Source organism: Acidaminococcus hominis, from assembly GCF_900291475.1.
GTDB lineage: Bacteria > Bacillota > Negativicutes > Acidaminococcales > Acidaminococcaceae > Acidaminococcus > Acidaminococcus hominis.
The window spans coordinates 1-25,744 of the sequence record NZ_OLMM01000006.1 but is presented as its reverse complement, the minus strand read 5'-3'; the positions used below and the strand labels follow the sequence as shown (position 1 = coordinate 25,744).

General features: G+C 50.0%; 21 protein-coding genes and 2 pseudogenes. All 23 read left to right on the top strand.

The features are described 5' to 3' along the window. Positions 1-2,237, top strand: a 2,237-nt coding sequence (locus tag C7E10_RS11640; RefSeq protein WP_200820231.1) for a phage/plasmid primase, P4 family, incomplete at its 5' end; no start/stop codon positions are given. Positions 2,238-2,584: 347 nt separating this feature from the next. Beyond that, entirely contained in the window at positions 2,585-2,908 is a 324-nt protein-coding gene (locus C7E10_RS11635; protein ID WP_014128939.1) for a hypothetical protein, read from the top strand. Beyond that, positions 2,892-3,194, top strand: a complete 303-nt coding sequence (locus tag C7E10_RS11630; protein WP_105327481.1) for a VRR-NUC domain-containing protein — start codon at positions 2,892-2,894, stop codon at positions 3,192-3,194. Before C7E10_RS11635 ends, C7E10_RS11630 begins: the two co-directional genes overlap by 17 nt. Next, positions 3,191-4,545, top strand: a pseudogene (locus tag C7E10_RS11625) (SNF2-related protein). Before C7E10_RS11630 ends, C7E10_RS11625 begins: the two are co-directional and overlap by 4 nt. Next, positions 4,542-4,994, top strand: coding sequence for a hypothetical protein (locus C7E10_RS11620; RefSeq protein WP_105327480.1), 453 nt, complete (start codon positions 4,542-4,544; stop codon positions 4,992-4,994). Before C7E10_RS11625 ends, C7E10_RS11620 begins: the two are co-directional and overlap by 4 nt. 116 nt (positions 4,995-5,110) lie before the next feature. Continuing rightward, positions 5,111-5,497 carry an HNH endonuclease gene (locus C7E10_RS11615; protein WP_105327479.1) on the top strand — a complete coding sequence of 129 codons (387 nt, stop codon included), beginning with the start codon at positions 5,111-5,113 and terminating at the stop codon, positions 5,495-5,497. A gap of 159 nt (positions 5,498-5,656) precedes the next feature. Continuing rightward, positions 5,657-6,184 (top strand): P27 family phage terminase small subunit, encoded by a 528-nt coding sequence (locus C7E10_RS11610; protein WP_345742838.1) that lies wholly within the window; start codon positions 5,657-5,659, stop codon positions 6,182-6,184. A gap of 18 nt (positions 6,185-6,202) precedes the next feature. Next, positions 6,203-7,453, top strand: coding sequence for a site-specific DNA-methyltransferase (locus C7E10_RS11605; protein ID WP_105327477.1), 1,251 nt, complete (start codon positions 6,203-6,205; stop codon positions 7,451-7,453). 84 nt (positions 7,454-7,537) lie between these two features. After that, a complete protein-coding gene (locus tag C7E10_RS11600; RefSeq protein WP_234997699.1) occupies positions 7,538-8,236 on the top strand; it encodes a virulence in 699 nt (232 codons plus the stop codon). Continuing rightward, positions 8,220-8,453, top strand: a complete 234-nt coding sequence (locus C7E10_RS11595; RefSeq protein WP_105327475.1) for a DUF4314 domain-containing protein — start codon at positions 8,220-8,222, stop codon at positions 8,451-8,453. Before C7E10_RS11600 ends, C7E10_RS11595 begins: the two co-directional genes overlap by 17 nt. 100 nt (positions 8,454-8,553) lie before the next feature. After that, on the top strand, positions 8,554-9,450 hold the full coding sequence (locus C7E10_RS11590) for an amidoligase family protein (RefSeq protein ID WP_105327474.1): 897 nt from the start codon (positions 8,554-8,556) through the stop codon (positions 9,448-9,450). Positions 9,451-9,608: 158 nt separating this feature from the next. After that, a complete protein-coding gene (locus C7E10_RS11585) occupies positions 9,609-10,055 on the top strand; it encodes a DUF7698 family protein (protein ID WP_105327473.1) in 447 nt (148 codons plus the stop codon). Between the two features lie 69 nt (positions 10,056-10,124). Then, positions 10,125-12,749: a terminase TerL endonuclease subunit gene (locus tag C7E10_RS11580; RefSeq protein WP_105327472.1), complete on the top strand. Its 2,625-nt coding sequence runs from the start codon at positions 10,125-10,127 to the stop codon at positions 12,747-12,749. Positions 12,750-12,763: 14 nt separating this feature from the next. After that, positions 12,764-13,540: pseudogene (locus C7E10_RS11575) on the top strand (phage portal protein); the annotation flags it as partial. A gap of 549 nt (positions 13,541-14,089) precedes the next feature. After that, a complete protein-coding gene (gene ltrA / locus C7E10_RS11570; RefSeq protein WP_105327471.1) occupies positions 14,090-15,889 on the top strand; it encodes a group II intron reverse transcriptase/maturase in 1,800 nt (599 codons plus the stop codon). A gap of 470 nt (positions 15,890-16,359) precedes the next feature. After that, the gene (locus tag C7E10_RS11565; RefSeq protein ID WP_160101905.1) at positions 16,360-16,977 is read left to right on the top strand and encodes a DUF1819 family protein; all 618 of its coding nucleotides are present in this window, start codon (positions 16,360-16,362) and stop codon (positions 16,975-16,977) included. Continuing rightward, positions 16,974-17,570, top strand: coding sequence for a DUF1788 domain-containing protein (locus C7E10_RS11560; RefSeq protein ID WP_105327469.1), 597 nt, complete (start codon positions 16,974-16,976; stop codon positions 17,568-17,570). The genes C7E10_RS11565 and C7E10_RS11560 overlap by 4 nt, the downstream gene beginning before the upstream one ends. Positions 17,571-17,581: 11 nt before the next feature. Further along, complete coding sequence (gene brxC, locus C7E10_RS11555) at positions 17,582-21,259, top strand: BREX system P-loop protein BrxC (RefSeq protein ID WP_160101902.1); 3,678 nt, start codon at positions 17,582-17,584, stop codon at positions 21,257-21,259. Between the two features lie 10 nt (positions 21,260-21,269). Continuing rightward, entirely contained in the window at positions 21,270-22,313 is a 1,044-nt protein-coding gene (locus C7E10_RS11550; RefSeq protein WP_105327467.1) for a BREX-1 system adenine-specific DNA-methyltransferase PglX, read from the top strand. Between the two features lie 232 nt (positions 22,314-22,545). Further along, positions 22,546-23,574 carry a hypothetical protein gene (locus C7E10_RS11545; protein ID WP_146109071.1) on the top strand — a complete coding sequence of 343 codons (1,029 nt, stop codon included), beginning with the start codon at positions 22,546-22,548 and terminating at the stop codon, positions 23,572-23,574. Between the two features lie 259 nt (positions 23,575-23,833). Then, positions 23,834-24,460, top strand: a complete 627-nt coding sequence (locus C7E10_RS11540; protein WP_146109070.1) for a sigma-70 family RNA polymerase sigma factor — start codon at positions 23,834-23,836, stop codon at positions 24,458-24,460. 61 nt (positions 24,461-24,521) lie between these two features. Continuing rightward, positions 24,522-25,319 (top strand): phage antirepressor, encoded by a 798-nt coding sequence (locus tag C7E10_RS11535; protein ID WP_105327464.1) that lies wholly within the window; start codon positions 24,522-24,524, stop codon positions 25,317-25,319. Beyond that, the gene (locus C7E10_RS11530; protein WP_105327463.1) at positions 25,306-25,725 is read left to right on the top strand and encodes a DUF7768 domain-containing protein; all 420 of its coding nucleotides are present in this window, start codon (positions 25,306-25,308) and stop codon (positions 25,723-25,725) included. The genes C7E10_RS11535 and C7E10_RS11530 overlap by 14 nt, the downstream gene beginning before the upstream one ends. Positions 25,726-25,744: the final 19 nt, after the last annotated feature.

The window sequence follows — 25,744 nt, the reverse complement described above, 5'->3', positions numbered from 1 at the left end:
TATATCCTAATAAAGCAGTCATCACAAGCAGCAGGGAACTGGGGACGGCTGCTGCTTTCGACCACGTTTGTGCGGCCTATAAGGACAACTACCGGAGCCGGGATAACTTCCTGGCTTCCGATGTGGCAGTGATGGACTGCGACAATGATCATACGGAAAATCCGAAGGAGTGGGTGACGGGAGAAAAGCTCCTTGCCATGCTGCCAAACGTGACTGTGGCCATCGTTCCGTCCCGGAATAGCGGGAAAGCCAAGGAAGGCCGGAAAGCCCGGCCCCGGTTCCATGCGTATTTTCCCATCACCGAAGTGCAGGACGAAAAAGCCTATACGGCCCTGAAGCAGGGGATCCGGGAAGAGTTTCCCTTCTTCGACGCCCAGGCTCTGGATGCAGCCCGGTTCCTGTATGGCACGGAAGTGGTGCCGGAAGCTATCTTCTGGCAGGAAGGGAAGCAAACCATCACGGATTTTCTGGCCGGCCTGGGACCTTTGGAACCCGACCAGACGGAACCTCCCTTCTATACCGGGAGTTCTATCCCGGAAGGCAACCGGAACAACACCATGTCCCACTTTGCCGGCCGGGTGCTGAAGCGGTATGGGGATACGGACAAAGCCTACGAAGCCTACCTGCAGCGGGCTGAGAATTGCGAACCGCGGCTTCCGGAAAAAGAGCTGGACACCATCTGGAAAAGTGCCCTGAAGTTCTTCCGGAACAAAATCCAGCAAAGCGAGGGGTATGTGCCCCCGGATGAATACAACAAAGCTGTTGGCCACCCGTCCCTCCAGCCGGATGACTTCTCGGACATCGGGGAAGCCAAAGTCCTGGCCCGGACCTGTATGGGACGCCTTCGGTACACCAGTGCTACGAAGTACATCGCCTACGTGGGTAATCACTGGGATGAAGATGAACATAAGCCTCTGGGTGTCATCGAGGACTTTATGGATGACCAGCTGGCAGACGCAGAAGAAAAGATCCGCCAGGCAGAAGATGACCTGACCGCCATCGGGATCTCCCGGGAAGACGTGAAGTCCAGAAGCAAGACCCTGGCCAACCAGATTCCCGGGGAAAAAGTCCATTTGCTGACGGCCCTTCTCAGCGCGGATGCTTACAAGAAATTCGTCATGAAAAACCGGAACTACAAGAACATTCTCAATGTCCAGAATGCCGCCACCCCCATGCTGGCCCTGGATGTTTCCGAGCTGGACTATGATCCGGAACTTTTGAACACCCCGGAAGCCACCTACGACCTTTCCAAAGGGATGCATGGAAAACGGCCCCATGACCCGGATGACATGATCACCAAAGTCACCGCCTGCTCTCCCGGAACCCAGGGAGGAAACATGTGGCAGGAAAGCCTGGACCTGTTCTTCTGCAAGGACCAGGAGCTGATCCGGTACGTGCAGCAGATCGTGGGGATGGCCGCAGTGGGCCGAGTCTATGCCGAACAGATGATTATCGCCTATGGCGGCGGGGCCAACGGGAAATCCACCTTCTGGAACACCATCGCCAGGGTGCTGGGGTTGTATTCCGGAAAGATTTCCGCCGAGACCATGACCATGAACTGCCGGCGAAACGTAAAACCGGAAATTGCAGAACTGAAAGGGAAGCGGCTGATCATCGCTTCCGAACTGGAAGAAGGCCAGCGGCTCAATACGGGGATGGTGAAGCAGATCTGTTCTGTGGACCCCATCGAAGCGGAGAAGAAGTTCAAGACTCCCTTCCATTTCGTCCCCTCCCACACACTGGTCCTTTACACCAACCACCTGCCGAAAGTGGCCGCCAACGATGACGGAACCTGGCGGAGGCTGATTATCATTCCCTTCAACGCCAGGATTACCCGGAAAAACGACATCAAGAACTATTCGGACTACCTGTTCGAACAAGCCGGGCCGGCCATTTTGAAGTGGGTCATTGAAGGCGCGGAAGCTGCCATCCGGAAGAAGTTCAAGATTGAGGAACCGGAAGCCGTGCGGAACGCGGTAGAGAAATACCGGGAGGACAACGATTGGCTGGGACAATTCCTGGACGCCCATTGTGACGTGGATCCCTCCTTCACGGAGAAGTCGGGGGATTTGTACCAGCAGTACCGGATCGTCTGTATGCAGACGGGTGAATACACCAGAAGCACTTCGGACTTTTATGGGAATCTGGAGAAGGCTGGCTTCACCAGAAGGAAAACAAACAAGGGCCATTTTGTTTTTGGCCTGAAGTTAAAGGAAGGACAGGATTTTCTGGACTAAAGGGTGCAGGTGGGTGCAGGTCTACTATTGAAAGTCCTAAAGAAGAATTTTTTAAAAAGTTCTATATAAAGGTATGTTGGAGACCTTCACCACCTGCACCTTATGGAATTGATGAAAAGTGACAGTAGTGACACTCTCACCCTGAAAGTCCTAAAGAAGATTTTTAAAAAGATTCTATAGAGAGGGTATGTTGAGGAGTGTCACCACCGTCACTCCCTATGGGATTGATGGAAAGTGACAGTAGTGACACTCTCACCCTGAAAGTCCTAAAGGATATTTTTAAAAATATTTGTATAGGAGGGTATGTTGGGGAGTGTCACCACCGTCACTCTGAAGGAGGAAAAGCGATGATCAACAAGAAAGAACGGACGATTGAACTGTACAAACTGGTGGGAGCCGAAATGCGGCTGTTCCGGACATTGGGTGGAAATCTTGCCATCCACATGTCTCAGGTCCTTTTGTCTACGGATACGGACAAATTCATGCGGGTCCTGCAAAAGATTGATGAAGTGCGGTCCCGGGCGGAAGACAATATGTTCCATGACCATCCGGAAGTCAGCAATGACTATCTGAATGTGTTTTACGGAGACCTGAAGCATGAACCCAGAACCCCGGTGGATGCGGAAGTGATGGCAAAGGCAAAGGAGGCAGCAGATGTCCTTTTTAAATGAGAAACAAATAGAACTGAAGCTGGTGACGGAAACGAGGAAGAAAGGCGGCCTGGCTTTGAAGTTCGTTTCCCCTTCCTTTTCCGGCATGCCGGACCGGCTGGTTCTTCTCCCTGGTGGGAAGCTGGCCTTTGTGGAAGTGAAGGCACCGGGGAAGAAACCACGGGTTCTGCAGGTGAAAAGGCACGAAAAGCTTCGAGAGCTGGGGTTCCGGGTGTTCGTCCTGGATGCCCTGGAAGATATCCCCGGGCTGCTGCAGACCATCGCGGAAGGAGGTGATGCCCAATGAAGTTCATACCCCGTGCATACCAGACCTATGCCATCGAGTACATCAAGACCCACCCGGTGACGGCTCTCCTGCTGGATATGGGCTTAGGTTCGGCAAGACGGTGACGACCTTGACGGCTATTCGGGATTTGATGTATGACTCCTTTGAAGTCCACCGGGTTTTGATCGTGGCCCCCCTCAGAGTAGCCAGAGATACATGGCCGGAGGAACTCCGGAAGTGGGACCACCTGAAGGACCTGACCTGCAGCGCTGTCGTGGGGTCCGTGACGGAACGGCGGCAGGCCCTCCAGAAACCTGCGGATCTATACATCGTGAACCGGGAGAACCTGGTGTGGCTTTGCAAGAACTGCCGGCTGGATTTTGATATGGTGGTCCTGGACGAACTGTCTTCTTTCAAGAACCAGCAGGCCCAGCGGTTCAAAGCCATGAAGGCCCTGCGGCCCAAGGTGAAACGGATCGTGGGCCTCACGGGGACTCCTAGCGGCAACGGCCTTATGGACCTGTGGGCGGAGTTCCGGCTCCTGGACATGGGAGAGCGGCTGGGGAGATACATCAGCCAGTACCGGAATACCTACTTCCAGCCGGACAAACGGAACGGGATGGTGGTGTTTTCCTACAAGCCCCTGCCGGGAGCAGAGGACGCCATCTACCGGAAAATTTCGGACATCACCGTATCCATGAAGGCCACAGACTATTTGCAGATGCCGGACCTGGTGCGTGTGAAAACCGAGGTTAATCTTTCGGACTCGGAGCGGAAGCGGTATAATGACTTCAAAAAGTCTCTCGTGCTGGAACTGCCGGGAGGCGAGGTGACGGCAGCCAATGCGGCCTCCCTTACGCTGAAGTTGACCCAGATGGCCAACGGAGCCATCTACACCGATGACGGAAAGACCATCCATCTCCACGATCGGAAGCTGGATGCCCTGGAAGACCAGGTGGAAAGCGCCAATGGCCGGCCGGTGCTTGTGGCCTATTGGTTCCGGCACGACAGAGAAAGAATCCAGAAACGGATGGAAGCCAGGGAACTGAAGTCCTCCCAGGACTTTGCCGACTGGAACGCCGGGAAGATTCCGGTGGCCCTGATCCATCCGGCTTCTGCCGGACACGGCCTCAACCTGCAGCAGGGCGGGTCCATCCTGATCTGGTTTGGGCTCACCTGGAGTTTGGAACTCTACCAGCAGACGGTGGCCCGGCTCTGGCGGCAGGGACAAACCAGCCGGACGGTGATCGTCCAGCACATTGTGACAAAGGGCACCATGGACGAACGGATCCTGAAGGCCCTGGAAAAGAAAGACAGTTCCCAGGCGGCTCTGATTGAAGCCGTCAAAGCGGATTTGGAGGGAAAAGCATGAACGCGAAAGAGTACTTGCAACAGGGATTCTACCTGGATAAGAAAATAGAGAGCAACCTGCGGGAGGTGGCCGAGCTCCGGCATCTTTGCCTTGGCATCTCCGCAGCCGGGCTGGAAGAAAGCCACAACCCCAACCGGCCCACGGAAGCCCCCTTCGTCCGGACCATCGAGAAGATCTGGGAGAGAGAGCAGGAGATCAACCGGGAAGTGGACCGGCTGGTGGACCTGAAGTATGAGATCGGCCAGGTCATTGACCGGGTGGAAGACGAAGCCCAGCGGCTGGTCCTCCGGGACCGGTACATCCACTTCGATGCCTGGGAGGACATTGCCCGGAGCATGGGCAAAGGGATCCGGTGGATCTACGCCGTCCACAGTGATGGGGTGGCAGCCGTTGAAAAAATTTTGGAGGAGCGCAGTAAAATGCAGGAAAATACAGTAACAGAACACTAGAATTCAACAGCCCCTTCGTGGTATGATAGAATCACGAGAAAAGGGAATAAAGACAAGCCTTGCGGGATGTAAAAATCCTACAAGGCTTTTTTCATGCCCGAAAGGAGGTGGCAGCTGTGCCGAGAAAACCCAAACGGCCCTGTTCCTTCCCAGGCTGCCCGAACCTGACGGACGGCCGGTACTGTGAGAAGCACCAGAAGATCATCGCCAAGCGGTACGAAAAGTATGAGCGAAGTTCTGGTACGAAGAAACGGTACGGCAGGACCTGGAAGAAAATCCGGGATGCCTACGTGGCCAGCCATCCTCTCTGTGAGCTGTGTCTGAAGAATGGCCGGTACGTGGTGGCGGAAGAAGTCCACCACAAGAAGCCCCTGGCGGAAGGCGGGACCCACGACTGGAACAACCTGATCGCTTTATGCAAAGCCTGTCACGCAAGAATTCATGCCCAAAGAGGAGATCGATGGCACCAAAAAGCCACAAGAAAAAGTGGACTATCAGAATGATAACTCTGAAACAAAGTGATATACCCAGGGGGTGTATGAATCTCTGGAAGCCCGGAAAGCCAGAACGGGCGAGGGGTCACGCGCGCAAAAAACGCGTATTCAAACAAGGTATTGACCCATGGAAATAAGGGGGTGTGAAAAATAGCCAAAGACGGAACCATGCGGGGCGGACTCAGAGTCGGCCAGGGTCGGAAACCCAGGGCCCTGCTGGATAAACTGCCGGACAATCCGGGGAAACGGCCGCTGAAGGTAATGGACCTACCGGAAGGAGCGGACCTTAACGGAGAAGACATGCCGGAACCCAAAGCCTACATGAAGGAAAAACAGAGAAACGGTGGGAAGCTGGAAGCCGAAGAAATCTACCGGGAAACTTGGCTGTGGCTCAAGGCACGGCACTGCGAGAAACTAGTGAGCCCCCAGCTGATAAGCCAGTACGCCATGGCGGTTTCCCGGTGGATCCAGTGCGAACACGCCATCTCCGAATACGGGTTCCTGGCAAAGCATCCCACCACCAATGCGGCCATTGCTTCTCCCTACGTGACCATGAGCCAGAACTATATGAAGCAGGTGAACCAGATCTGGTACCAGATCTACCAGGTGGTGAAGGAAAATTGCTCTGTGGAGTTCGCCGGAAACACGCCCCAGGATGACGTAATGGAGCGGCTGCTCCGGTCTCGGAAGGTGTAACAGGAGGGAAAAGAAAGTATGGAAAAAACAACCAAGGAGATGAAACTCATCCCCATTGATGAGCTCATTCCTTATGTGAATAATGCCCGGACCCATTCTCCGGAACAGATCAACAAGCTCCGGGCCAGCCTACGGGAATTCGGGTTCATCAACCCGGTGATCATCGACAAGGATAAAAACATTATCGCCGGCCATGGCCGGGTGATGGCAGCCCGGGAAGAAGGGATCAAAGAAGTCCCCTGCGTCCTGGTGGATTATCTTACTGAGGCCCAGAAGAAAGCCTACATCTTGGCTGATAATCGGATGGCCCTGGATGCGGGATGGGACGAAGAGATGCTGCGGGTGGAAATCGAATCCCTCCAGGGAGTGGATTTCGATGTCAGTCTCACCGGCTTCAATGAAGATGAAATCGCTCATATTTTTGACGAAGAAACCGAAGCCAAAGAAGATGACTTTGATGTGGAAGAAGAACTCCAGAAGCCGGTATTTTCTAAAGCCGGAGACATTTGGCAGCTGGGAAAGCATAAGGTCCTGTGTGGAGATTCCACCAAGCCCGAGACCTACCAGAAATTACTGGAAGATACCAAACCGAACCTGGTCCTGACGGATCCTCCGTATTTAGTAAATCTCCAAAGCACCTCCGGAAAAATCAAGAACGATGACCTGAACGACCAGGAAGGATATGAATTCCTGAAGAAAGCCTTCTCCTGCTTCCATGATGTCATGGCTCCCGACGCCTCCATCTATGTTTTCTATGCCACCATGAAGGCCCGGGTCTTTTACGATGCCTTTGAAGATGCCGGTTTCAAGGTGGGGGCAGGGCTTATCTGGAAGAAACCAAAGGCGCCCTTTATGCGCACCGATTGGAAGTTCAACATGGAGCCCATCATCTTTGGGTGGCGGAAAGATGGGAAACACAACTGGTATGGGGACCAGAAGCAGAAAGCGGTCTTTGAGTTCGATGGCATTAAAAGCAGTAAGGAAGACGGCTTTGGCCATCCTTCCAGTAAACCCGTGCCTATGCTGGCCTATCTGATCAAGCTGAGCAGCCAGATCAATGGGGTGGTATTGGATGGGTTCCTAGGGTCTGCTTCGACGCTCATAGCCTGCGACCAACTGGGACGCATCTGTTATGGGGTGGAGCTGGAGCCCAAGTTCGTAGATGTGGCAGTAAAGCGATATCTGGCTTCTCACGAGGACGAGACAGTAACCGTCCTTCGGGACGGGAAGAAGTATACCTACCAGGAAGTGGCGGGAACAGAAAAATAAAGGCTCGAAAGGCTACATTTTGCTTGCTATTATTCGCCTTTAGAGTGATGAATAACAGTACCAAAATACCCTAAGGAGGTACATATGATGAAGGCAGAATACAACAAACAAGGTGCAGCACGGAAGGAATTGGCGGATGCTATCAGCCAAATTACAGGAGAAAGTGCGAAATACCTGTTTCTTCCCACCAAGGCCTATCAAATCGGCAGCATCATGGTCGGGGAGACCGGTACGGTGGAATGTGAGGAGGCGGCACTTTTCCAACAGGTTGTTCAGGAACTGGCAGCCAAAGGATTCCGCCCGGAAAACAGAGTCTCCATATTGGAAGAAGGGGTGAAACCGGAAGAAACTTCTAAGATGGAAAGTGTCGACACCCTCACCATTTCCCTTCCGGATAATTTAACAGAAGAAGACTTCGCGAAGCTTCAGAACCTGGTGGCCTCCAAAGCCAGCCTCTTCAAAAAGGCTCTGGGTACAAATGACCTGACCATCCAAAGGGGAGATGGTAAGATCTCCTTCCCCTGGTTCCATGAAGCTGACAGCAGTAAGGTCCAGGTATATACCAAACTGGTGACGGCCCTTTGCCAAATGGCCAAGAAGTCCAAACGGATCACCGCCAAAGAGCATGAAGTCCCCAATGAGAAATATGCCTTCCGGTGTTTTCTCCTGCGGCTGGGCTTTATTGGATCGGAGTACAAAGACTGCCGGAAGATCCTGCTGGAAAAACTCAGCGGATCCGCAGCCTATCGGAATGGAGGAGGAAAAGATGCGGTTTCCCAATAAAGAAATGCTGGAATTTCTCTGCAGAGAATATCCTTCCGGAACTCGGATTATCCTGGTGCGGATGGATGACTCCCAGGCCCCGCCTTTGGGAACAAAAGGTACTGTGACCGGTGTAGATGATATGGGATCTATTTTGGTGGATTGGGACAACGGTTCCCACCTGAATGTGATCTATGGAGTGGATGTAGTCAGGAAACTGAATAAAGAAACAGAATAACAAATAATTATTCTCAAAATCCCTTGCTATTATGTGCGTTTAGAGTGATTAATACACATGCCAAAGAACACACAAACCTAGCGAAAGGATGACGAGAATTATGAAAACACTGCACTTCGGGATTGAAATGGAAATGACGGGGATTACGAGAGCACAAGCCGCCAATCTGATGGGGGCCTTCTTCGGGACAGGACGAGGTACCCATAAAGGCGGTGCCTACGACACCTACACTGCCAGCGATGATAAGGGTAGAACCTGGAAAGCCATGAGCGATTCCAGCATTTGGGCGCAGAGAAAGGTGGACGGCCAGATCGAAGGAGCCACCAATGAGTATCGCACAGAAGTGGTTAGCCCCATCCTTTCCTACGATGACATCCCGAAGCTGCAGGAACTGGTACGGACCCTGAGAAAAGCAGGAGCCCTGGTAAATAGCTCCTGCGGGATCCACATCCATGTGGGAGCCGAGCAGTTCACTCCGAAAACCCTGCGGAACCTGGTGAACCTGATGGCCAGTAAGGAAGACATGATTTACCATGCTCTCCAGATCGATCCGATCCGGGAAGGCAGATATTGCCAGAAGACAGATGGTACTTTTCTTGCCAAACTGAACAAAAAGCAGCCTCAGACTATGGCAGAGTTTGCCGATATCTGGTACATCCAGGCCCCCTTTGGACGGAATGAACATTACAATTGCAGCCGGTACCACGGACTTAATCTCCACGCCACTTTCACCAAAGGGACAGTAGAGTTCCGGCTTTTCAACGGTACCCTCCACGCTGGGGAAATCAAGGCATACATCCAGTTTTGCCTAGCGTTAGCCCATCAGGCACTGACCCAAAAGAAAGCCTCGGCCAGAAAGACGGAGACGGACAACGAAAAATATGCCTTCCGGTGCTGGATGCTCCGGCTTGGGCTCATTGGAGATGAATTCAAGACCTGCCGGCTGCACCTGCTGAAACACCTTACTGGAAACGCCGCCTGGAGAAACGCTGCTTGAAGAGGGTAGCTACAGGTAGGGAACGGGGCCCAAAAGGCCCTGTTCCTTTCTTGTATACTTGCATAAAAACACAGATTTTGCTTGCTATTATCTGCCTTTAGAGTGATTAATGTACATGCCAAAAGGCAAAGATACACAATCACAAGGAGGAAAAAACAATGACGAAGATGGAAATGATCGAAAGATTCTACGGGCGGAACGAGGAACTGGAAAGAAAGTTCGAGGCAGCCGAAAAAGCCGGGGACGCAAAAACCATGGATGCTTGCCAGGATGCCTACCAGGATCTTCTCCAGGAAGTCCGGGCTGAGGGGGAAGCCTTCGGGGATATGATGAGGCTTTACAGCGACATGAAAAAGCATGGCAACAGCCGGTTGGACCTTTCCGGGACCTACCGGGAACCAGAAAAGATCCTCGAAACCTTCCGGGAATTTGGGGTGACGGAATTCACCTTCTCCTCCACCTGGTCCAGCGCCATTCAGGTGGCTTGGGAATTTACCCAGATGGGCTGCACTCTCAAAGGAATGACCGAGATTTACGGATCTGGCAGGAAACTCATGAGCAACGAATACGAAAAAGTCCCGGCTTACATTTTTAAGATTAATTAAAGAAAAAACGAGAAAGGAGCCTGCGGGCTCCTTTTCTACTGCGTATTTTAAAAGAAGGGAGGCAGCCCAATGCGGAAACTCAAAAAATACAAGCCCACAAAATTTAAGGCCAAAACGTCCACCTACAACAGGGAACTGGCGGATTATGCTGTAGCCTTTATCGAGAGCCTGTGTCACACCAAGGGGACCTGGGCCGGCCATCCTTTCGAACTGATTGACTGGCAGGAACAGATTATCCGAGATCTGTTCGGGACGGTAAAGCCCAATGGCTATCGGCAGTTTAACACGGCTTATATCGAGATCCCCAAGAAGCAGGGAAAGCAGCTGGCCCTTGATACGCCGATCCCGACTCCTGATGGCTGGAAAACCATAGGAGAACTTATGGTGGGAGACCGGGTCTTTGATGAAACGGGAACCCCTTGCAATATCGTGGCCAAAAGCGTAGTGGATGACACGGAACAGGCCTATCGCCTGACATTCCGGGACGGTTCCTCCATTGTGGCCGGCGAGCGCCATTTGTGGGATGTGGAATACATTCACGGGAAACGGAAGAAAAAGGAATGGACCACAGGAGAGATCTATAAAAAGGTCAGGGCATACAGAGAACGTTTTACAGGAACCCCCGAAGCGCGTCGGTCCTTAATCCGAATCCCCGTTGCCAGCCCTCTGCAGACGCTTCCCGCACAGCTCCCCCTTGATCCGTACCTTTACGGATACTGGCTGGGGAATGGATGTGCCAACAAACCCTGCATCACCATCCGGACAGAGGACGTGGAAGAAGTCCTGTCCCATATTCCTTATGAAACGCATAACCGCTATCCACAGAAGTGCGGCGGGAGCGATGTGGTGTATTTTGATGAATTGCGGGACATCCTCGTACCGACCTTCCGGGATAAAAGGATCCGTCCGGAATATCTTCGGGCATCCGAGGCACAGCGCTGGCGACTTCTCCAGGGCCTTGTGGATTCTGACGGGAGCATCGGGGACAAAAAAGCACAGAGTACCTATACCAGCACGATCAGGCAGCTTGCCCTTGATGTGCGGGAACTGCTCTGGAGTCTTGGCATCAAGAACGCCATGACGGAAGGGCCTTCCCTGCGGTATGGCAAACCCACCGGGGAAACGCTCTATGTCATCCGGTTCACTTCATTTTCTGACCAACCGACATCACAACTGAAAAGAAAAAGCAGCCGGAAGAGGGAACGTGTGAAAAAGACACGCTCCCTTTTCCATTATCTGGAGAGCATCGAGCCGATGAAGGAAAAAGTCCCCATGCAGTGCATCCAGGTAGACAGCCGGAGCCATTGCTACCTTGCAGGGCGGTCTTTTATACCGACCCATAACAGTGAGCTGGCTGCCGCGGTGGCCCTCCTGCTTTGCTGCGGTGACGGGGAAGAAGGGGCGGAAGTCTATGGCTGTGCCGCCGACCGGCAGCAGGCCTCCATTGTGTTTGAAGTGGCAGCCGACATGGTCCGGATGTGCCCGGCTCTCAGCAAGCGGGTCAAGATTCTGTCCTCCCAGAAACGGATGGTGTTCCGGCCCACCAACAGCTTCTACCAGGTCCTTTCGGCAGAAGCCTATTCCAAGCATGGGTTCAACATCCACGGAGTGGTCTTTGATGAGCTCCACACCCAGCCCAACCGGGAACTGTTCGATGTAATGACCAAGGGTTCCGGGGATGCCCGGATGCAGCCTCTGTATTTCCTCATTACTACAGCCGGGACGGATACCCACAGCATCTGCTACGAAGTCCATCAGAAGGCCATGGATATCCTGGAAGGGCGGAAGCATGACCCCACGTTTTACCCTGTCATCTACGGGGCCGCGGAGCAGGATGACTGGACCGACCCGAAAGTCTGGAAGAAGGCCAACCCTTCTCTTGGGATTACCGTGGGAATCGACAAAGTGAAAGCAGCCTGTGAATCGGCCAAAGAGACACCCAGCGAAGAGAATGTGTTCCGTCAGCTGCGGCTGAACCAATGGGTGAAGCAGTCTGTTCGGTGGATGCCTATGGATAAGTGGGATGCCTGTGCGTTCCCGGTGCGGGAAGAAGATCTGGAAGGCCGGATCTGCTACGGCGGTCTGGACCTTTCCAGCACCACGGACATTACCGCCTTCGTACTTGTATTCCCGCCTCTGGATGACCAGGATAAGTACTGCATCCTGCCGTACTTCTGGCTGCCGGAGGAGACACTGCCCCTGCGGCTGAAGCGGGATCATGTGATGTACGACATCTGGGCCCAGCAGGGATTTATCCAGACAACCGAAGGCAATGTCATCCACTACGGGTATATTGAAAAGTTCATCGAGAAGCTGGGTGAAAAGTTCAATATACAGGAAATTGCCTTTGACCGGTGGGGTGCGGTACAGATGGTCCAGAACCTTGAGGGGATGGGCTTTACCGTGGTCCCATTCGGACAGGGATTCAAGGACATGAGCCCTCCTACTAAGGAGCTTATGAAGCTCACGCTGGAGCAGCGAATTGCTCATGGAGGGCATCCAGTCCTTCGATGGATGATGGATAATATTTATATCCGGAGAGATCCTGCCGGCAATATCAAGGCAGATAAGGAAAAGTCCACGGAAAAAATAGACGGGGCCATTGCCACCATCATGGGCCTGGACCGGGCCATCCGGTGCGGGAACAATGCCCACGAAAGCGTCTATGATTCCCGGGGCCTGCTTTTTGTATAGAAAGGAACCTTCCTATGAACTTATTTTCCAAACTCTTCAAATCCAGGGACAAGCCCCAAAATAGCCTTCTGGGCGGCGGCCACTGGTTCTTCTTTGGCGGATCTTCTTCCGGGAAGGCAGTCAATGAACGGTCCGCCATGCAGATGACGGCGGTTTATGCCTGCGTCCGGGTCCTTTCGGAATCCATTGCCGGCCTGCCTCTTCATCTTTTTCGGTACAACCGGGAGGGGAATGGGAAGGTACGAGACTTCAATCATACCCTGGCAGGGCTTCTTCATGATGCCCCGAACCCGGAGATGACCAGTTTTGTCTTTCGGGAGACCCTTATGACCCACCTTTTGCTGTGGGGGAATGCCTTCGCCCAGATCATCCGGAACGGCCGAGGGCAGGTGGTAGCCTTGTATCCCCTGATGCCGGACCGGATGGAAGTGTGCCGGGACGGGGATGGGGAGATTTACTACCTCTACACCAAAGCCACCGATGAAAATCCGAAAATCAAGGAATATGGTACCGTCCGGCTCCGGAAGGAGAATGTGATGCACATTCCCGGCCTTGGGTTTGATGGGCTGGTGGGCTATTCTCCCATTGCCATGGCCAAGAACACCATTGGCATGGCCATTGCCTGTGAGGAGTTTGGGGCCAAGTTCTTCGCCAATGGGGCTTCTCCCAGTGGGGTCCTGGAGCATCCGGGGACCATCAAGGATCCCCAGCGGGTCCGGGAAGCCTGGCAGTCCCAGTTTGGGGGCAGCAGTAATGCCGGGAAGGTGGCCGTCCTGGAAGAAGGCGTGCGCCCAGATGGGCGTCATTGATAGTAGTGTTTGGTACTACCACCCACAATCATGGGTGAGTTGACCTGTCTTACCGCAAAGTGAAAGCTGATACGGGAACATAGCACGACAGGAAAGCGGTAAGTTACTCAAAGGCTAAAGGGTACGACTGAACCGCCACAACAATCGGATATGAGGTTTAAGGTATCTACTGAACGTGAGACTTGAGTGTCCATTTCCGAGGGGAATTGGGAAATTAGCCTGTTACCCATTCCGTGACTGACTGTCTTTACATCCTTCAAAGGCGGCATGATTGCGAATGTCACGGCACGAGCAGGAGAACCTGTGTTAAAGAGTCTAAAGCGGAACCGATAATTCGAGCATACCAAGCAATGACGCTAACTGGGGATACCCTAAAGGCGGATGCCGAAAGGCTATAGTCTATAGGACTTGAATACCGCCCATGGGTACGGAGCGTTCGTAGTAGTCCGAGAGAGTTAATAGCTCTTACATGGCGAAGGAACGCAGCTTATGCAACTCTAAAAGGAAAGGTGAAAGGGAGGAGAAACCTCAATGAAACCAACATCTGAAATTTTAGAACGAATGTACAGAAATTCTGAAGAGCATTCAGACGGTATCTACACGCGGCTCTATAGGTATCTTTTGCGAGAGGATATTTACATGACCGCATACAAGAACCTTTACGCAAACAAGGGCGCAGGAACTGAGGGTGTGGACAATGATACGGCTGACGGTTTTGGAAAGGAATATGTGAATCAGATTATTGATGAACTGAAAAACCAAACCTATGAGCCAAAAGCGGTAAAACGTGTCTACATTCCTAAGCGCAACGGAAAAATGCGTCCATTAGGTATTCCGTCATTCAGAGACAAACTGATACAGGATGCGATACGGCAGATACTTGAAGTAATCTATGAGCCTGTTTTCAGTACTCATTCGCACGGATTCAGACCGAATAGAAGCTGTCACTCAGCGCTGAAAGAAATCAGCCGTTCTTTCCGCAGTACGAAATGGTTTGTCGAGGGAGACATTAAGGGATGCTTTGACAACATTGACCACACGGTTCTGCTGAATCTGCTTTCTGAGAAGATTAAGGACAGCAAGTTCATAAATCTGATAGGAAAGTTTCTGAAAGCGGGCTACATGGAAAATTGGGAGTACCACAAGACATACAGCGGAACTCCGCAGGGCGGCATTCTTTCCCCGATTCTTGCAAATATATATCTGCATGAGTTGGACAAGAAAGTAGAAGCCATGCAGAAAGAATTTAATGCGCCTGCTGATTATGCCTATACACCTGCATACGGCAAAAAGGTGAGAGGAATTGTCAAATTGCAAAAGCGTTACGGCGAATGCGTTGATGAAGCGGAAAAGAAAGAACTGTTAAAACAGATTCATAAGCTTGAAGTGGAAAAGCGCAGATTGCCATACAAGGACGCTTCCGACAAGAAAATCGCCTATGTACGCTATGCTGATGATTTTATTATCGGTGTCAGCGGAAGCCGTGAGGATGCGGAGCGTATAAAGCAGGAGCTTACGTTGTTTGTGGCAACAAGATTAAAACTGGAATTGTCTGACGAGAAAACAAAAATCACGCACAGTTCCGGCAATGCTCATTTTCTCGGATATGACATCAACGTGCGCAGATGTCAGGAATCCAAAAGGAAAACCAATGGGGTTTTACAGCGGACGCTTAATAACTCTGTGGAATTGCTTATTCCCATGGAGCGGATTGAGAAGTTCATGTACGACCGTGAGATTGTCATTCAAGGTAAGGACGGCAAACTCATCCCATGGCAAAGAAACTCAATGGCGGGTCTTACTGACCTTGAAATTGTAGATACCTATAACTCGCAGACTCGTGGAATCTGTAATTATTACTGCATAGCCAGTAATTTCTCAAAGCTGACGTATTTCGTTTATCTGATGGAATACAGCTGTCTGAAAACACTTGCTAAGAAGCATAAAACCAGAATATCAGGCATAAAGAGGATATTCAAGTGCGGAAAGTCGTGGGGCATTCCTTATAAAACGAAGAAAGAGAAAAAGCGCATGATGATTGTGAAATTCTCGGACTTCAAACGAGGAACTGTCTTTGACGAACCAAGCATTGATACGGTGAAGAACCATATCCATTTCAACACAAGAAATTCTCTTGAAGCCAGGTTGAAGGCTTGTAAATGTGAATTATGCGGTGCGGAAGGTGATGGCATTGCTTTTGAAATTCATCACATCAACAAGATGAAAAACCTCAAAGGTAAGGAGCAATGGGAAATGGCGATGATTGCAAGAAAGCGGAAAACACTTGTTGTTTGTAAAGAATGCCATGGCACTACGAATATCTGTTTTTAGAGACCCGCATAAACCGGGCGTATAAGCGAACATGTGTACGAAAACAACTACTGCGTTACTACTAACCACAAGATATAGTGGTTTACAAAATATAGTATTAATACATATTGTGTACTCAGAAAACACCTAATACGGTACGGATCTTGGGAAAAACGGCGCTCAGGCGTTCATGGAACTAAATTTACATTCATAATCACTAATATGTTCGCTTAGAAAAGAACAAACACCGTGGTGGCGAAGCTCCCGTCACGGTACTTTTTTACTGTCCACTAAAATGGACAGCATCTTTGGTATAAATAATAGTGTAAGAGGGAGAAAATTATGTACCCGCAGGAACTGTATTTTTTTCCTAAAACATTCTCTTGCATGATATAATAGAAATGTTTAATCCATCGGAAGGGGAGGGCTATTTTAACGGAAAAGTTAGGATAGCCCTTTTTATTATAAATTGGAAGGAAAGGAGCCCCACTATGTCCGCTCTTTTAGTAAAAACGCAGCCTTATCCAGCGCGGGTAAAAGAAATTTTCTGGTTTCCGGAACTCCGGCAGGCCATTGCCTTTTTGCAGGATGGCGGTACTTTGGCCCAACTGAAGCAGAAAAGTGAAGAGGAAAACTTTTTCGGTGCCACTTCTGTCAGCCGGGCTCTGGAGATCCGGAGAGTGGTGGAACGGCGGCTGAAAGCGGTGGATGCTTCTTTTTATGCGTTTTTTCTCCAGTCTCCCTTGGAGACCCAGAAACTCCTGGCTTTGACGCTGGTCCTTCTTACAGACCATACCTTCTTCCGCTTTATGGACGATTGTTTCCGGGAAAAGGTAATGACGGGGAACTTCCAGCTGGACGACAGAGATTTCTTCCGGGTCTTCCGGGATATCCAGGAAGAGGATCCCAAAACCCGGAAATGGACGGATGCTACCCTGAAGCATATTCGTTCCAATTACCGGGTGATTATGAAAGAAGCGGGCATCCTAACGGGAACCAAATCTCCCTACAAGATCCAGAAACCATTAATCAGTCAGGCCCTTCACAACTTCTTTCAACAGGAAGGCCTGGGAGATATTGAGAAAATTTACACAGGAGCACGGATATGAAACCCATTTCAGAACGGATGGATCTTCTCGAAAGCCGGCTGCGGGATGTGAATTTCCGCAGCAGCAAAGGGCTTAGCGGAGAAGTCAGTTACTATGTCTTTGATTATGATCCGAAAGATGAACTGTATGTCCGTCAGCGGGTACAGGAACTGAAGAAAACTGATACGGAATACAAATTTGGATACAAACTGTTTGTGTTCGATCTTTATGAGCTTATGCTGCAGCTGCTCCAGGAAGAAGGGGTCCTGGAAGATCTGAAACAGTTTGAAGAGGAAGAGGGCACCGAATACGTCTTTACCACCATCGGGGACATCCTTCGGTTCGAGGAAGAAGACAATCAGATCATCCAGTATATTGTGGGCCACACCCCCCAGGAGCCGGACACCATCGTCTTTCTCACAGGGGTGGGGAAATGTTATCCTGTGCTTCGATCCCACAAGATTTTGAACAATCTCCACCAGGTGATGGACCACTGCCCTGTGATCTTATTCTTCCCGGGTCAATATACCGGCAGTGCACTGAATATTTTTGGCGAACTCAAGGGAGATGCCAATTCCAATTATTATCGGGCTTTCCCGATTGTAGAAAGGTAAGGATGGGTACTATGCAGATCCAAGACATGTTTTTAAAGCCCATTGACCGGCGCATCAACGGGGTCATCAAAGTAGGGCAGAACAAGGAAGAAGACAAGAAGCAGGAACTGGAAGAATACGTAGTCACTGCAGAATTGAAGAAGCACTTCCAGCGGTTTTTCGCCAATTATGTGAGAAGCATCGACCAGCCCATGGATGAAATGGGTGTCTGGATTTCCGGCTTCTTTGGAAGTGGTAAATCCCATTTTCTGAAGATCTTGTCCTATATCTTGGACGAACCGGAAGTGGCCGGGAAGAAGGCCATGGAGTATCTCATCACCAAAGATGCCATTGCTTCCGATCCGGATCTGGTCAGAAATATGGAACGGGCAGCAGCCGCTCCCACCCTGACCGTTCTGTTCAATGTGGATTCCAAGAGTACTTCCACGGCCAAAAGCGACAGCAATGCCATTGTTACCGTATTCAACCGAGTATTCAACGAAAGACTGGGCTATGAAGGCTCCATTCCTCTTTTAGCGGAACTGGAACGGACCCTGGATGAAGAAGGAAAATTCCAGCTTTTCCAGGATACCTATCAGCAGGTGAACGGGGTCAGCTGGCTGGATGACCGGCACAAATTCAGGGTCCATCGGAGCTGGGTGGAAAAGGCCCTGGTGGCCATGGGCTACATGGATGCGGATGCGGCCAAAAACTGGTCCAAGGAAGCCAGCACCCAGAATGCCAAACTGTCCATCTCTGATTTTGCCGAACAGGTCCGCCGGTATAGTGAGCGCACCGGTAAACGTGTAGTCTTCCTGGTGGATGAAATCGGACAGTTCATCAGTACGGATTCTCATTTGATGCTGAATCTCCAGACCCTGACGGAAGAACTGGGGACCAAGTGCCAGGGCAAAGCCTGGGTCATCGTCACCGCCCAGGAAGCCATCGATGACATGACGGCCAATATCGACAATGCCCAGGAACGGAAAAACGACTTTTCCAAGATTCAGGGACGGTTCAACACCCGGCTGACTCTTTCTTCCGTAAACGCCGATGAAGTCATCCGGGAGCGGATCCTGAAAAAGAACCAAACGGGACATGATGCCCTGGCGGCACTGTACGGGACTGAGGAAACCACCATCCAGAATGTGGTTGATTTCAGAGATACGCCTCATGAAATGAAAAAGTACCAGAACGCGGACGAATTTGCTGACGTATATCCCTTCCTGCCCTATCAGTTCTACCTGCTGGCCGACGTATTCACCTCCATCCGCAAAAACAGCTCCTCCGGGCGCAGCCTTTCCACCGGGGAACGGTCTGTTCTGGGGGCTTTCCAGCAGGCAGCCGTCAGCATCATGAAACAAGAAGAAGGCGCCCTGGTGCCATTTTACCGTTTCTATGACAATGTGGATCAGGTCATCGATCATACCCATAAAATCGTCATCGAACGGGCCATGCAGAATCCCAAAATCAATCCCAACGGAGATACGGACTGCTTTGCGGTGAATGTGCTGAAAGTCCTGTTCCTCCTGAAGTATGTGGATGGGGTGCCTCTTAACGAAAACAATCTGGTCAATTTCATGGTGACCCAGATCCACGAAGACAAAGCGGACCTGCGGCGCAGGGTACGAGAAGCCCTGCATCTGCTCCGGGAAAATCTCTATATTGCCCAAAAACAGGATACCTATTCCTTCCTGACCGATGACGAACAGGATATGGACCGGGCTATCCGCAACCGGAATATTTCTCAGACGGATGTGGTGGCAGCAATCGGCGATGTGGTCTTTAACGGGATCTATGACCAAACCCGGTTCAAAGTCAGCAAGGGACGGGGACAGTATACCTATGGCTTTAATAAAGCCGTGGATTCCCAGCCCTTCGGCAGCAACCAGAACAACACCCTGGGGCTGCGGATCCTGACACCCTATTATGACCAGTGCAATCCCAATGACGCCATGGCCGTGAGCCTGCTCAGCGGGCAGAATCGGGAAGCTATCCTGGTGCTGCCCGGCAGCCAGAACGATTACTATCTGGAAATGCAGCAGGCCCTGCAGATCCAAGATTACCTCCGGAAAGTAGCGGATCCCCAACAGGGCAAATCCACCCTGCTTCGGGGCGTAAAGCAGTCCGAAGCGGTACAGCGCAAAGAAATTGCAGTAAAGGCCCTGAAGGAAGCCATTGGCAATGCGGAAGTGTATGTCAACGGGAATCTTGTTTCCACCATCAAAACCCACGATCCGGTGGCCCGGATCCAGGAAGCCATGACCATCCTGCTGGATACAGTCTATTACCATCTGAAGGATATTACGGCACCCCGGGAAGAAGAAGACATTAAAAAACTGTTCCAGAAACAGAACCAGGGGACGCTCTTTGGCGGGGAAACCGAAGAAATCCCCAATGCCAACGCCCTGGAAGCGGTCAAAAGCAAAGTGGAAGAGAAAACCCAGGGGTTCGACTCCGTTTCCCTGCGGAACCTTATGGATATTTTCCGGGAAGCTCCCTATGGGTATACGGAAACCGATACCAAATGGCTGGCGGCCGTCCTGTTCCTGAAAGGGGAACTGTCTGCCCGGATTGACAAAGAACCCATCAACCGTTTTACTGCGGACCCTGGGGATCTGATCAGCTATTTTACTGGGAAACGGAATGAGGAACGGCTGCTGTTCCGGTTGAAAGCCACCATTAAACCCCGGGAATTAAAAGCCGCCAAAGACATCATTAAAGAGTTCTTCAACTACACGGAACCCTCCGAAGATCCGGACCGGATCATGGGGAATATCAAAGACCGGGTGCGGAACCTGCTCCATGTCCTGGATAACAAGGCCGTGAAAATCTATTGGCAGCATCCGGAATTCCCCGGAAAAAAGGTGCTGGACCAGGTAAAGAACCAGTGGAACAGTCTTTTGGGAATTTCCCAGCCGGAATCATTTTTTGCCACTCTGGCCAAAAAAGAAGACGATTTATTGGATTTGGCCGAAGACCTGCAACCCGTCCAAAGCTTCCTGGATAACGAAAATCAGCAGAAGATCTTTGTGGACAGCGGCCTTACGCCCCTCCATCTTTACAAGGACAACAAAGACCATCTGCTGGATGCTCCCCTGGTGACCGCACTGGCGCAGCAGATCCAGGAAATCGTCGACAATCCTAACCCCTATCGGAGCATCAAAGATCTGCCGGCCCTCAATGATTCTTTCCGGGATGCCTATATGAAGGTGCTGGAACCCATGGGAGAAGACGTGGCCCGGACTATTGAAGCGGATGTCCATACCGTGTTGGACGCCCTCCAGGGGAAGGAATATGCCGGCAATTATGAAGCTGCGGCAGCCCGGACATTCGAGGAATTGAAAGAATCTGCTGGACGGGAAAACAACATTTCCAAACTGCTGGGATACAAAGACCGTTCTGCAGCACGGTGTCAGCACTTCCTGGAAACCTTCAACCAGGAAGATCTGAAACTGGCCCAGAAGAAAGCACAGGAAGAAGCAGAAAAACAGGAGAAGCCGGGAGAGGTAGCACCTGGTATGCCGGATATTCCTCCTGCACCCGTTATCATGGAAAAAAAGGTCAAAAACCTTCTGGCCCGGAATCTGATGCCTCAATCTGTGGTCATCCTCCGAGACGAACAGGATATTGATGCTTATCTGGCCGAGCTGAAGCAAAAACTGGAAGAAGCTCTGAAAAATGCCGATGAAATCACACTGAGATATTAAGGAGATTGTCATGAATAAAACCGCCATTCGGAATTTTGCCACCTGGGCCCGGGTGACTCTGAAGGAAGAAATGCAGCAAAAAGCAGGCCGGCTGGGAATCACTCCCTCCTGCATCCAAAAGCCCCTGCCTTCTTCCACTTCGGAAGTCCTGTATTTTGAAGTGGGGGCTGCGGCTCCTTTGGCTGTGGAAGGGAAAGCCATCGCTGCCCGGAAACAAATCGAAAAACGCCTGCTCCAGGATAAAACCATTCCTTATGGGACTGCGTACCAGGCCCTTATAGAGGAAATGGCTTCCACCTGGTTCAACCGTCTGGCGGCCATCCGGTATATGGAAATCAATGACTATTTCCCGGATCATATGCGGATTCTTTCCTCTGAAGTAAAAGATAAAGTGGATCCGGACCTGGTTTCCCGGCCTTTTGATTCCGATTTGGAATTCACTACGGAAGAAAAATCCCAAATCCTGGCCTGGAAGGATAAAAACCAGAATGACGCTCTGTTTACCTTTCTGTTGGCTAAACGCTGCCGGGAACTGGCGGCCTGGCTTCCGGGGCTTTTTGCTGCCGATGATGAAATCAGCGAGGCCTTTCTCCAGTTCAGCTACATCGACCCCAATGGGGTGGTGTATCACTTGGTCCACGATATCCCGGAAGAGGACTTCCAGGATCAGGTGCAAATCATCGGTTGGCTGTATCAGTATTACAATTCCGAATGGAAGGACCAAGTCTTTGCCAATCTGAAAAAGAACATTAAAGTCTCCAAAGAGAATATTCCTGCAGCTACCCAGCTGTTCACCCCGGACTGGATCGTCCGCTACATGGTGGAAAATTCCCTGGGGCGGCTCTGGCTGTCCGGCCATCCTGATGCCACCCTTCAGGCCAAATGGAAGTATTACGTTCCGGAAGCCAAACAGGAACCGGCGGTGGAAGAGCAATTGCAGGAACTCCGGAATGACTATGCCTGTCTCCAGCCGGAAGACCTGACCGTGATGGAAATGGCCATTTCCGTATTGATAAAAGAATTTTCCGCACCCCAAACATTGAAAATCGCTTGATATATGGACTTTTGAAGCACATTGCTTCGAGGGTCCATTTTTTATTTTTCGGTAAAAAGCTATTTGTGCATTTTCCATACCTCATTTCCTAAAGCGCAGAATGCACAACATTTGAACGGTAGGTTAAAGGGTATCGTTCTATAGTTTGGTAATCGTTCATGATTTAGATCCTAACAGATTGTTCACATTTTACTTGACTTTAAGTTAAAATAGAGAATGCGAGGTGCTTAAGATGAATATGTTGGAAAAAGAGAGTATTATTCAAATGACAGGCGGATTACTAATTAGATACTTTACAGAAGAAATCCCATTAGGATATCCTTTTTCTTTTGAAAAATTCAGAGATAATGTAGCTTTTTTTATATTACATCGGCAATATTTCGATGGATCTAAAAAAAAATCATTACGTCAACATAGAGGCAATGATAATGATGACCAGAGAATGATGGATAGCCGTTACATAAAAAAAATTAATCATAATAGAGATGAATTACGCAAAGATATAAAAGAAAGAACTGGAATTGAGATAGGTACACTATCTGTAAGTGATATGTCTTCAATAAAAAATAAGATTTCAGGTTATGCTTTAACTAAGATGCAATATGAAGAATTACAAAATCTAGAGAACATTTCTTTATTTGAAGCAATGAGAAGTAGAAGAATATGCGATGTCAAAAAAGTCTCTATAACAGATTTTCATGCTTATATGCAGGAATATGATAAATTAATCCTCAGATATACTGATATGTTAAAAAGTGATGATGAGAATGTTATCTTTGCAACATTAGAATTATTTAATATAGAATGGAAATATAATATTGAATTTTTTTATACTTGTGCATCATATATGGAAGAACATTCATTAAAAGAAATACCTGCTAATAAATTAGGGATGTTGTGCGGCAAAGTTAATTTTATAGATAATGAAGGAAATAACATTCATACAGATAGTAGGTTTGTTCTTGGAAGACAAGAAATCGTCCCCATGTTATTTAGTGAAGACGAGCAAGAGTGGGGTAAGATTACGATTAAGATAAGGGAATACTTGAAAGCTTCTATGTGTTTAAGACAAAAAGTAATTCCACGATGTAAAAAAATAGATGATTTTTATAAAAACAAGCCAGTACATGAATGGGTTAATTTTTTACATGAGAACTATGATATGCAGAAATTATATGTAAATAAGGAATGGAATAATAAAAAAATACGCTGTTTCCGTAACATATGTAGATCAATGATAGCAGAAGATGTACCGTATTAACAGCAATTGATAAGGGTTGTTAAATTCTAAAAGAGCGGTGGTTATGTTGACAAAATCAATATAACCACCGCTCTTTTTTTACCCTTTCCCCCAAAAATCCTGAATTTCGTTCTTAAATGGAGGAGTTCAAGTTGAGTTAAAATTATTTTAGCCCGGGGCTGACTCAGGGTAAAAAAAAGAAAATCATGCCGTAGAGCGCGCGATCTAGGCAGGATATCAAATACAGTTCTCTCCCATCCCATTAGGGTAGGAGGGATCTGTGAGAGATACCCTTCCTTTGCTGTGCGCTCTTTCTGGCTTCAAGCAGGCTTGTGTATCTCAAACACAGGCCTGTTTTTCATATCTTGCCGATGATCGTGTCTCCGGCGAGGAGGCAATCATGAAGCTGAAGATAAGATATGAAAACACTTTTCAGGAAATCGAAGTAGAACTGCGTGAAATGGAAGGGTGGCTGGATATTTCGGTGGAATCGGATGAACCAATAGGTGATAGAGAAAAACGAGTACAGGAAACGATAGATATACTCTTGAATCGCCCGGAATACAATAACTGGCATGCAATGGACCGGCACCGCGGTGTACCTTCAAAACCGTATCGGAAGGATGACCAGGATGCAGATGATACCGATGGCTTGAGTTATATAGAAGACACCCGTTACTCAAGATGGCTGGAAGAAAAAGAAGAATATGACGCCACTTGTAGTGATGTAAAAAAAGCATTAACAAAGAAACCCCAATGGGCTGCAGCTGTAATTGCTGTGGACATCGACGGAGAAAAGGTACGGGATTATGCCAAAAGAATCGGTGCCAATGAAAACAACATCACCCAGAAGCTGAAGCGGGCAAGAAAAAAGCTGCAGGAAGTTTTTGGAAACCGTCAGATTTGATGGATTGCCGTGGCTACAAAGTGGGAGGCAACTCCCAACTACATACAGGGAGGTCAGCAAGATGACTGATATGAAAAATTTTATTTATAACGGAATGAACGTGCGTACGGCTGTTGTAAACGGGGAATCCTGGTTCGTAGCTGCGGACATATGCCGCATCCTGGATATCGGCAATCCGAGCGATGCACTCTCGAGACTGGATGACGATGAGAAGAATACCCTTGTTTTAACCGAGGGTATTCCGGGGAATCCCGAAAAACGTGTGGTCAATGAAGCAGGTCTCTACACGCTGATTCTCAGAAGCCGGAAACCGGAAGCCAGGGCATTTAAGCGTTGGGTGACGCATGAAGTCCTTCCAGCCATCCGAAAAACAGGCATTTATGCTACAGAAGCCATTCTGGATAATCCGGATCTTGCGATTGCAGCTCTTACAAAGCTTAAAGAGGAACGGAATAGGGCAAGGGAACTGGCACAGATAAATGCCGCTCAACAGCAGCAGATTGCGGAGCTCCGGCCAAAGGCTACGTACTACGATCTGGTCCTGCAGTGCAGGGATCTGGTGAACACATCGACCATTGCCAAGGACTATGGATGGTCTGCAAACCGCATGAACCAGTGGCTCCATGAACACGGGATCCAGTACAAACAGGGCAATATTTGGCTGCTTTACCAGGCTTATGCTCCCATGGGATACACCTCGACAAAGACCTTCAATATCCCGGACGGAAACGGCGTCCTGCATAATCGTGTCCATACCTACTGGACACAGAAAGGTCGGCTGTTCATCTATCGGCTGATGACTGAGGAAGGAAACTATCCCCTGATCGAAAAGGAGTGTGGCATTTATGGACATGCATAACCAGGAACACTATCCGGATCCGACTCCGCAGAGAGCCCTCAGTGCTGTCGAAGCCCAGCGGAAGGCACTCCGGGCTTACCGGCCTCTCGTATATATCTGTTCCCCGTATTCCGGGGCAACGGATAAAAATATCCTGGCAGCAAGGCGGTACTGCCGCTTTGCCTTCGAAGAAGGGTACTTGCCCTTGGCTCCGCATCTCCTCTTTCCCCAGTTCCTGGATGACCGGGATCCAAAGGAACGGGAGGCAGGGCTCCATTTCGGCAACATCCTGATGGGCCTTTGCCGGGAAGTGTGGGTATTCGGGGATACCATATCTCCTGGCATGGATGCGGAGATTCGGCGGGCCAGATGGAAGAACTATCGGCTGAGATTCTTTAACGAAACCCTCGAGGAGGCAGAAAAATGAGATTTACGATTTACACGGC

What these genes read in the sequence shown, in the direction of transcription:
- C7E10_RS11590 (WP_105327474.1), top strand. Translation starts at nt 8,554, where the DNA reads ATGAAAACACTGCACTTCGGGATTGAAATGGAAATGACGGGGATTACG.
- C7E10_RS11580 (WP_105327472.1), top strand. Translation starts at nt 10,125, where the DNA reads ATGCGGAAACTCAAAAAATACAAGCCCACAAAATTTAAGGCCAAAACG.
- C7E10_RS11620 (WP_105327480.1), top strand. Translation starts at nt 4,542, where the DNA reads ATGAACGCGAAAGAGTACTTGCAACAGGGATTCTACCTGGATAAGAAA.
- brxC (WP_160101902.1), top strand. Translation starts at nt 17,582, where the DNA reads ATGCAGATCCAAGACATGTTTTTAAAGCCCATTGACCGGCGCATCAAC.
- C7E10_RS11635 (WP_014128939.1), top strand. Translation starts at nt 2,585, where the DNA reads ATGATCAACAAGAAAGAACGGACGATTGAACTGTACAAACTGGTGGGA.
- C7E10_RS11560 (WP_105327469.1), top strand. Translation starts at nt 16,974, where the DNA reads ATGAAACCCATTTCAGAACGGATGGATCTTCTCGAAAGCCGGCTGCGG.
- C7E10_RS11610 (WP_345742838.1), top strand. Translation starts at nt 5,657, where the DNA reads ATGCGGGGCGGACTCAGAGTCGGCCAGGGTCGGAAACCCAGGGCCCTG.
- C7E10_RS11630 (WP_105327481.1), top strand. Translation starts at nt 2,892, where the DNA reads ATGTCCTTTTTAAATGAGAAACAAATAGAACTGAAGCTGGTGACGGAA.
- C7E10_RS11585 (WP_105327473.1), top strand. Translation starts at nt 9,609, where the DNA reads ATGACGAAGATGGAAATGATCGAAAGATTCTACGGGCGGAACGAGGAA.
- C7E10_RS11565 (WP_160101905.1), top strand. Translation starts at nt 16,360, where the DNA reads ATGTCCGCTCTTTTAGTAAAAACGCAGCCTTATCCAGCGCGGGTAAAA.
- C7E10_RS11600 (WP_234997699.1), top strand. Translation starts at nt 7,538, where the DNA reads ATGATGAAGGCAGAATACAACAAACAAGGTGCAGCACGGAAGGAATTG.
- C7E10_RS11550 (WP_105327467.1), top strand. Translation starts at nt 21,270, where the DNA reads ATGAATAAAACCGCCATTCGGAATTTTGCCACCTGGGCCCGGGTGACT.
- C7E10_RS11605 (WP_105327477.1), top strand. Translation starts at nt 6,203, where the DNA reads ATGGAAAAAACAACCAAGGAGATGAAACTCATCCCCATTGATGAGCTC.
- ltrA (WP_105327471.1), top strand. Translation starts at nt 14,090, where the DNA reads ATGAAACCAACATCTGAAATTTTAGAACGAATGTACAGAAATTCTGAA.
- C7E10_RS11530 (WP_105327463.1), top strand. Translation starts at nt 25,306, where the DNA reads ATGGACATGCATAACCAGGAACACTATCCGGATCCGACTCCGCAGAGA.
- C7E10_RS11595 (WP_105327475.1), top strand. Translation starts at nt 8,220, where the DNA reads ATGCGGTTTCCCAATAAAGAAATGCTGGAATTTCTCTGCAGAGAATAT.
- C7E10_RS11535 (WP_105327464.1), top strand. Translation starts at nt 24,522, where the DNA reads ATGACTGATATGAAAAATTTTATTTATAACGGAATGAACGTGCGTACG.
- C7E10_RS11545 (WP_146109071.1), top strand. Translation starts at nt 22,546, where the DNA reads ATGAATATGTTGGAAAAAGAGAGTATTATTCAAATGACAGGCGGATTA.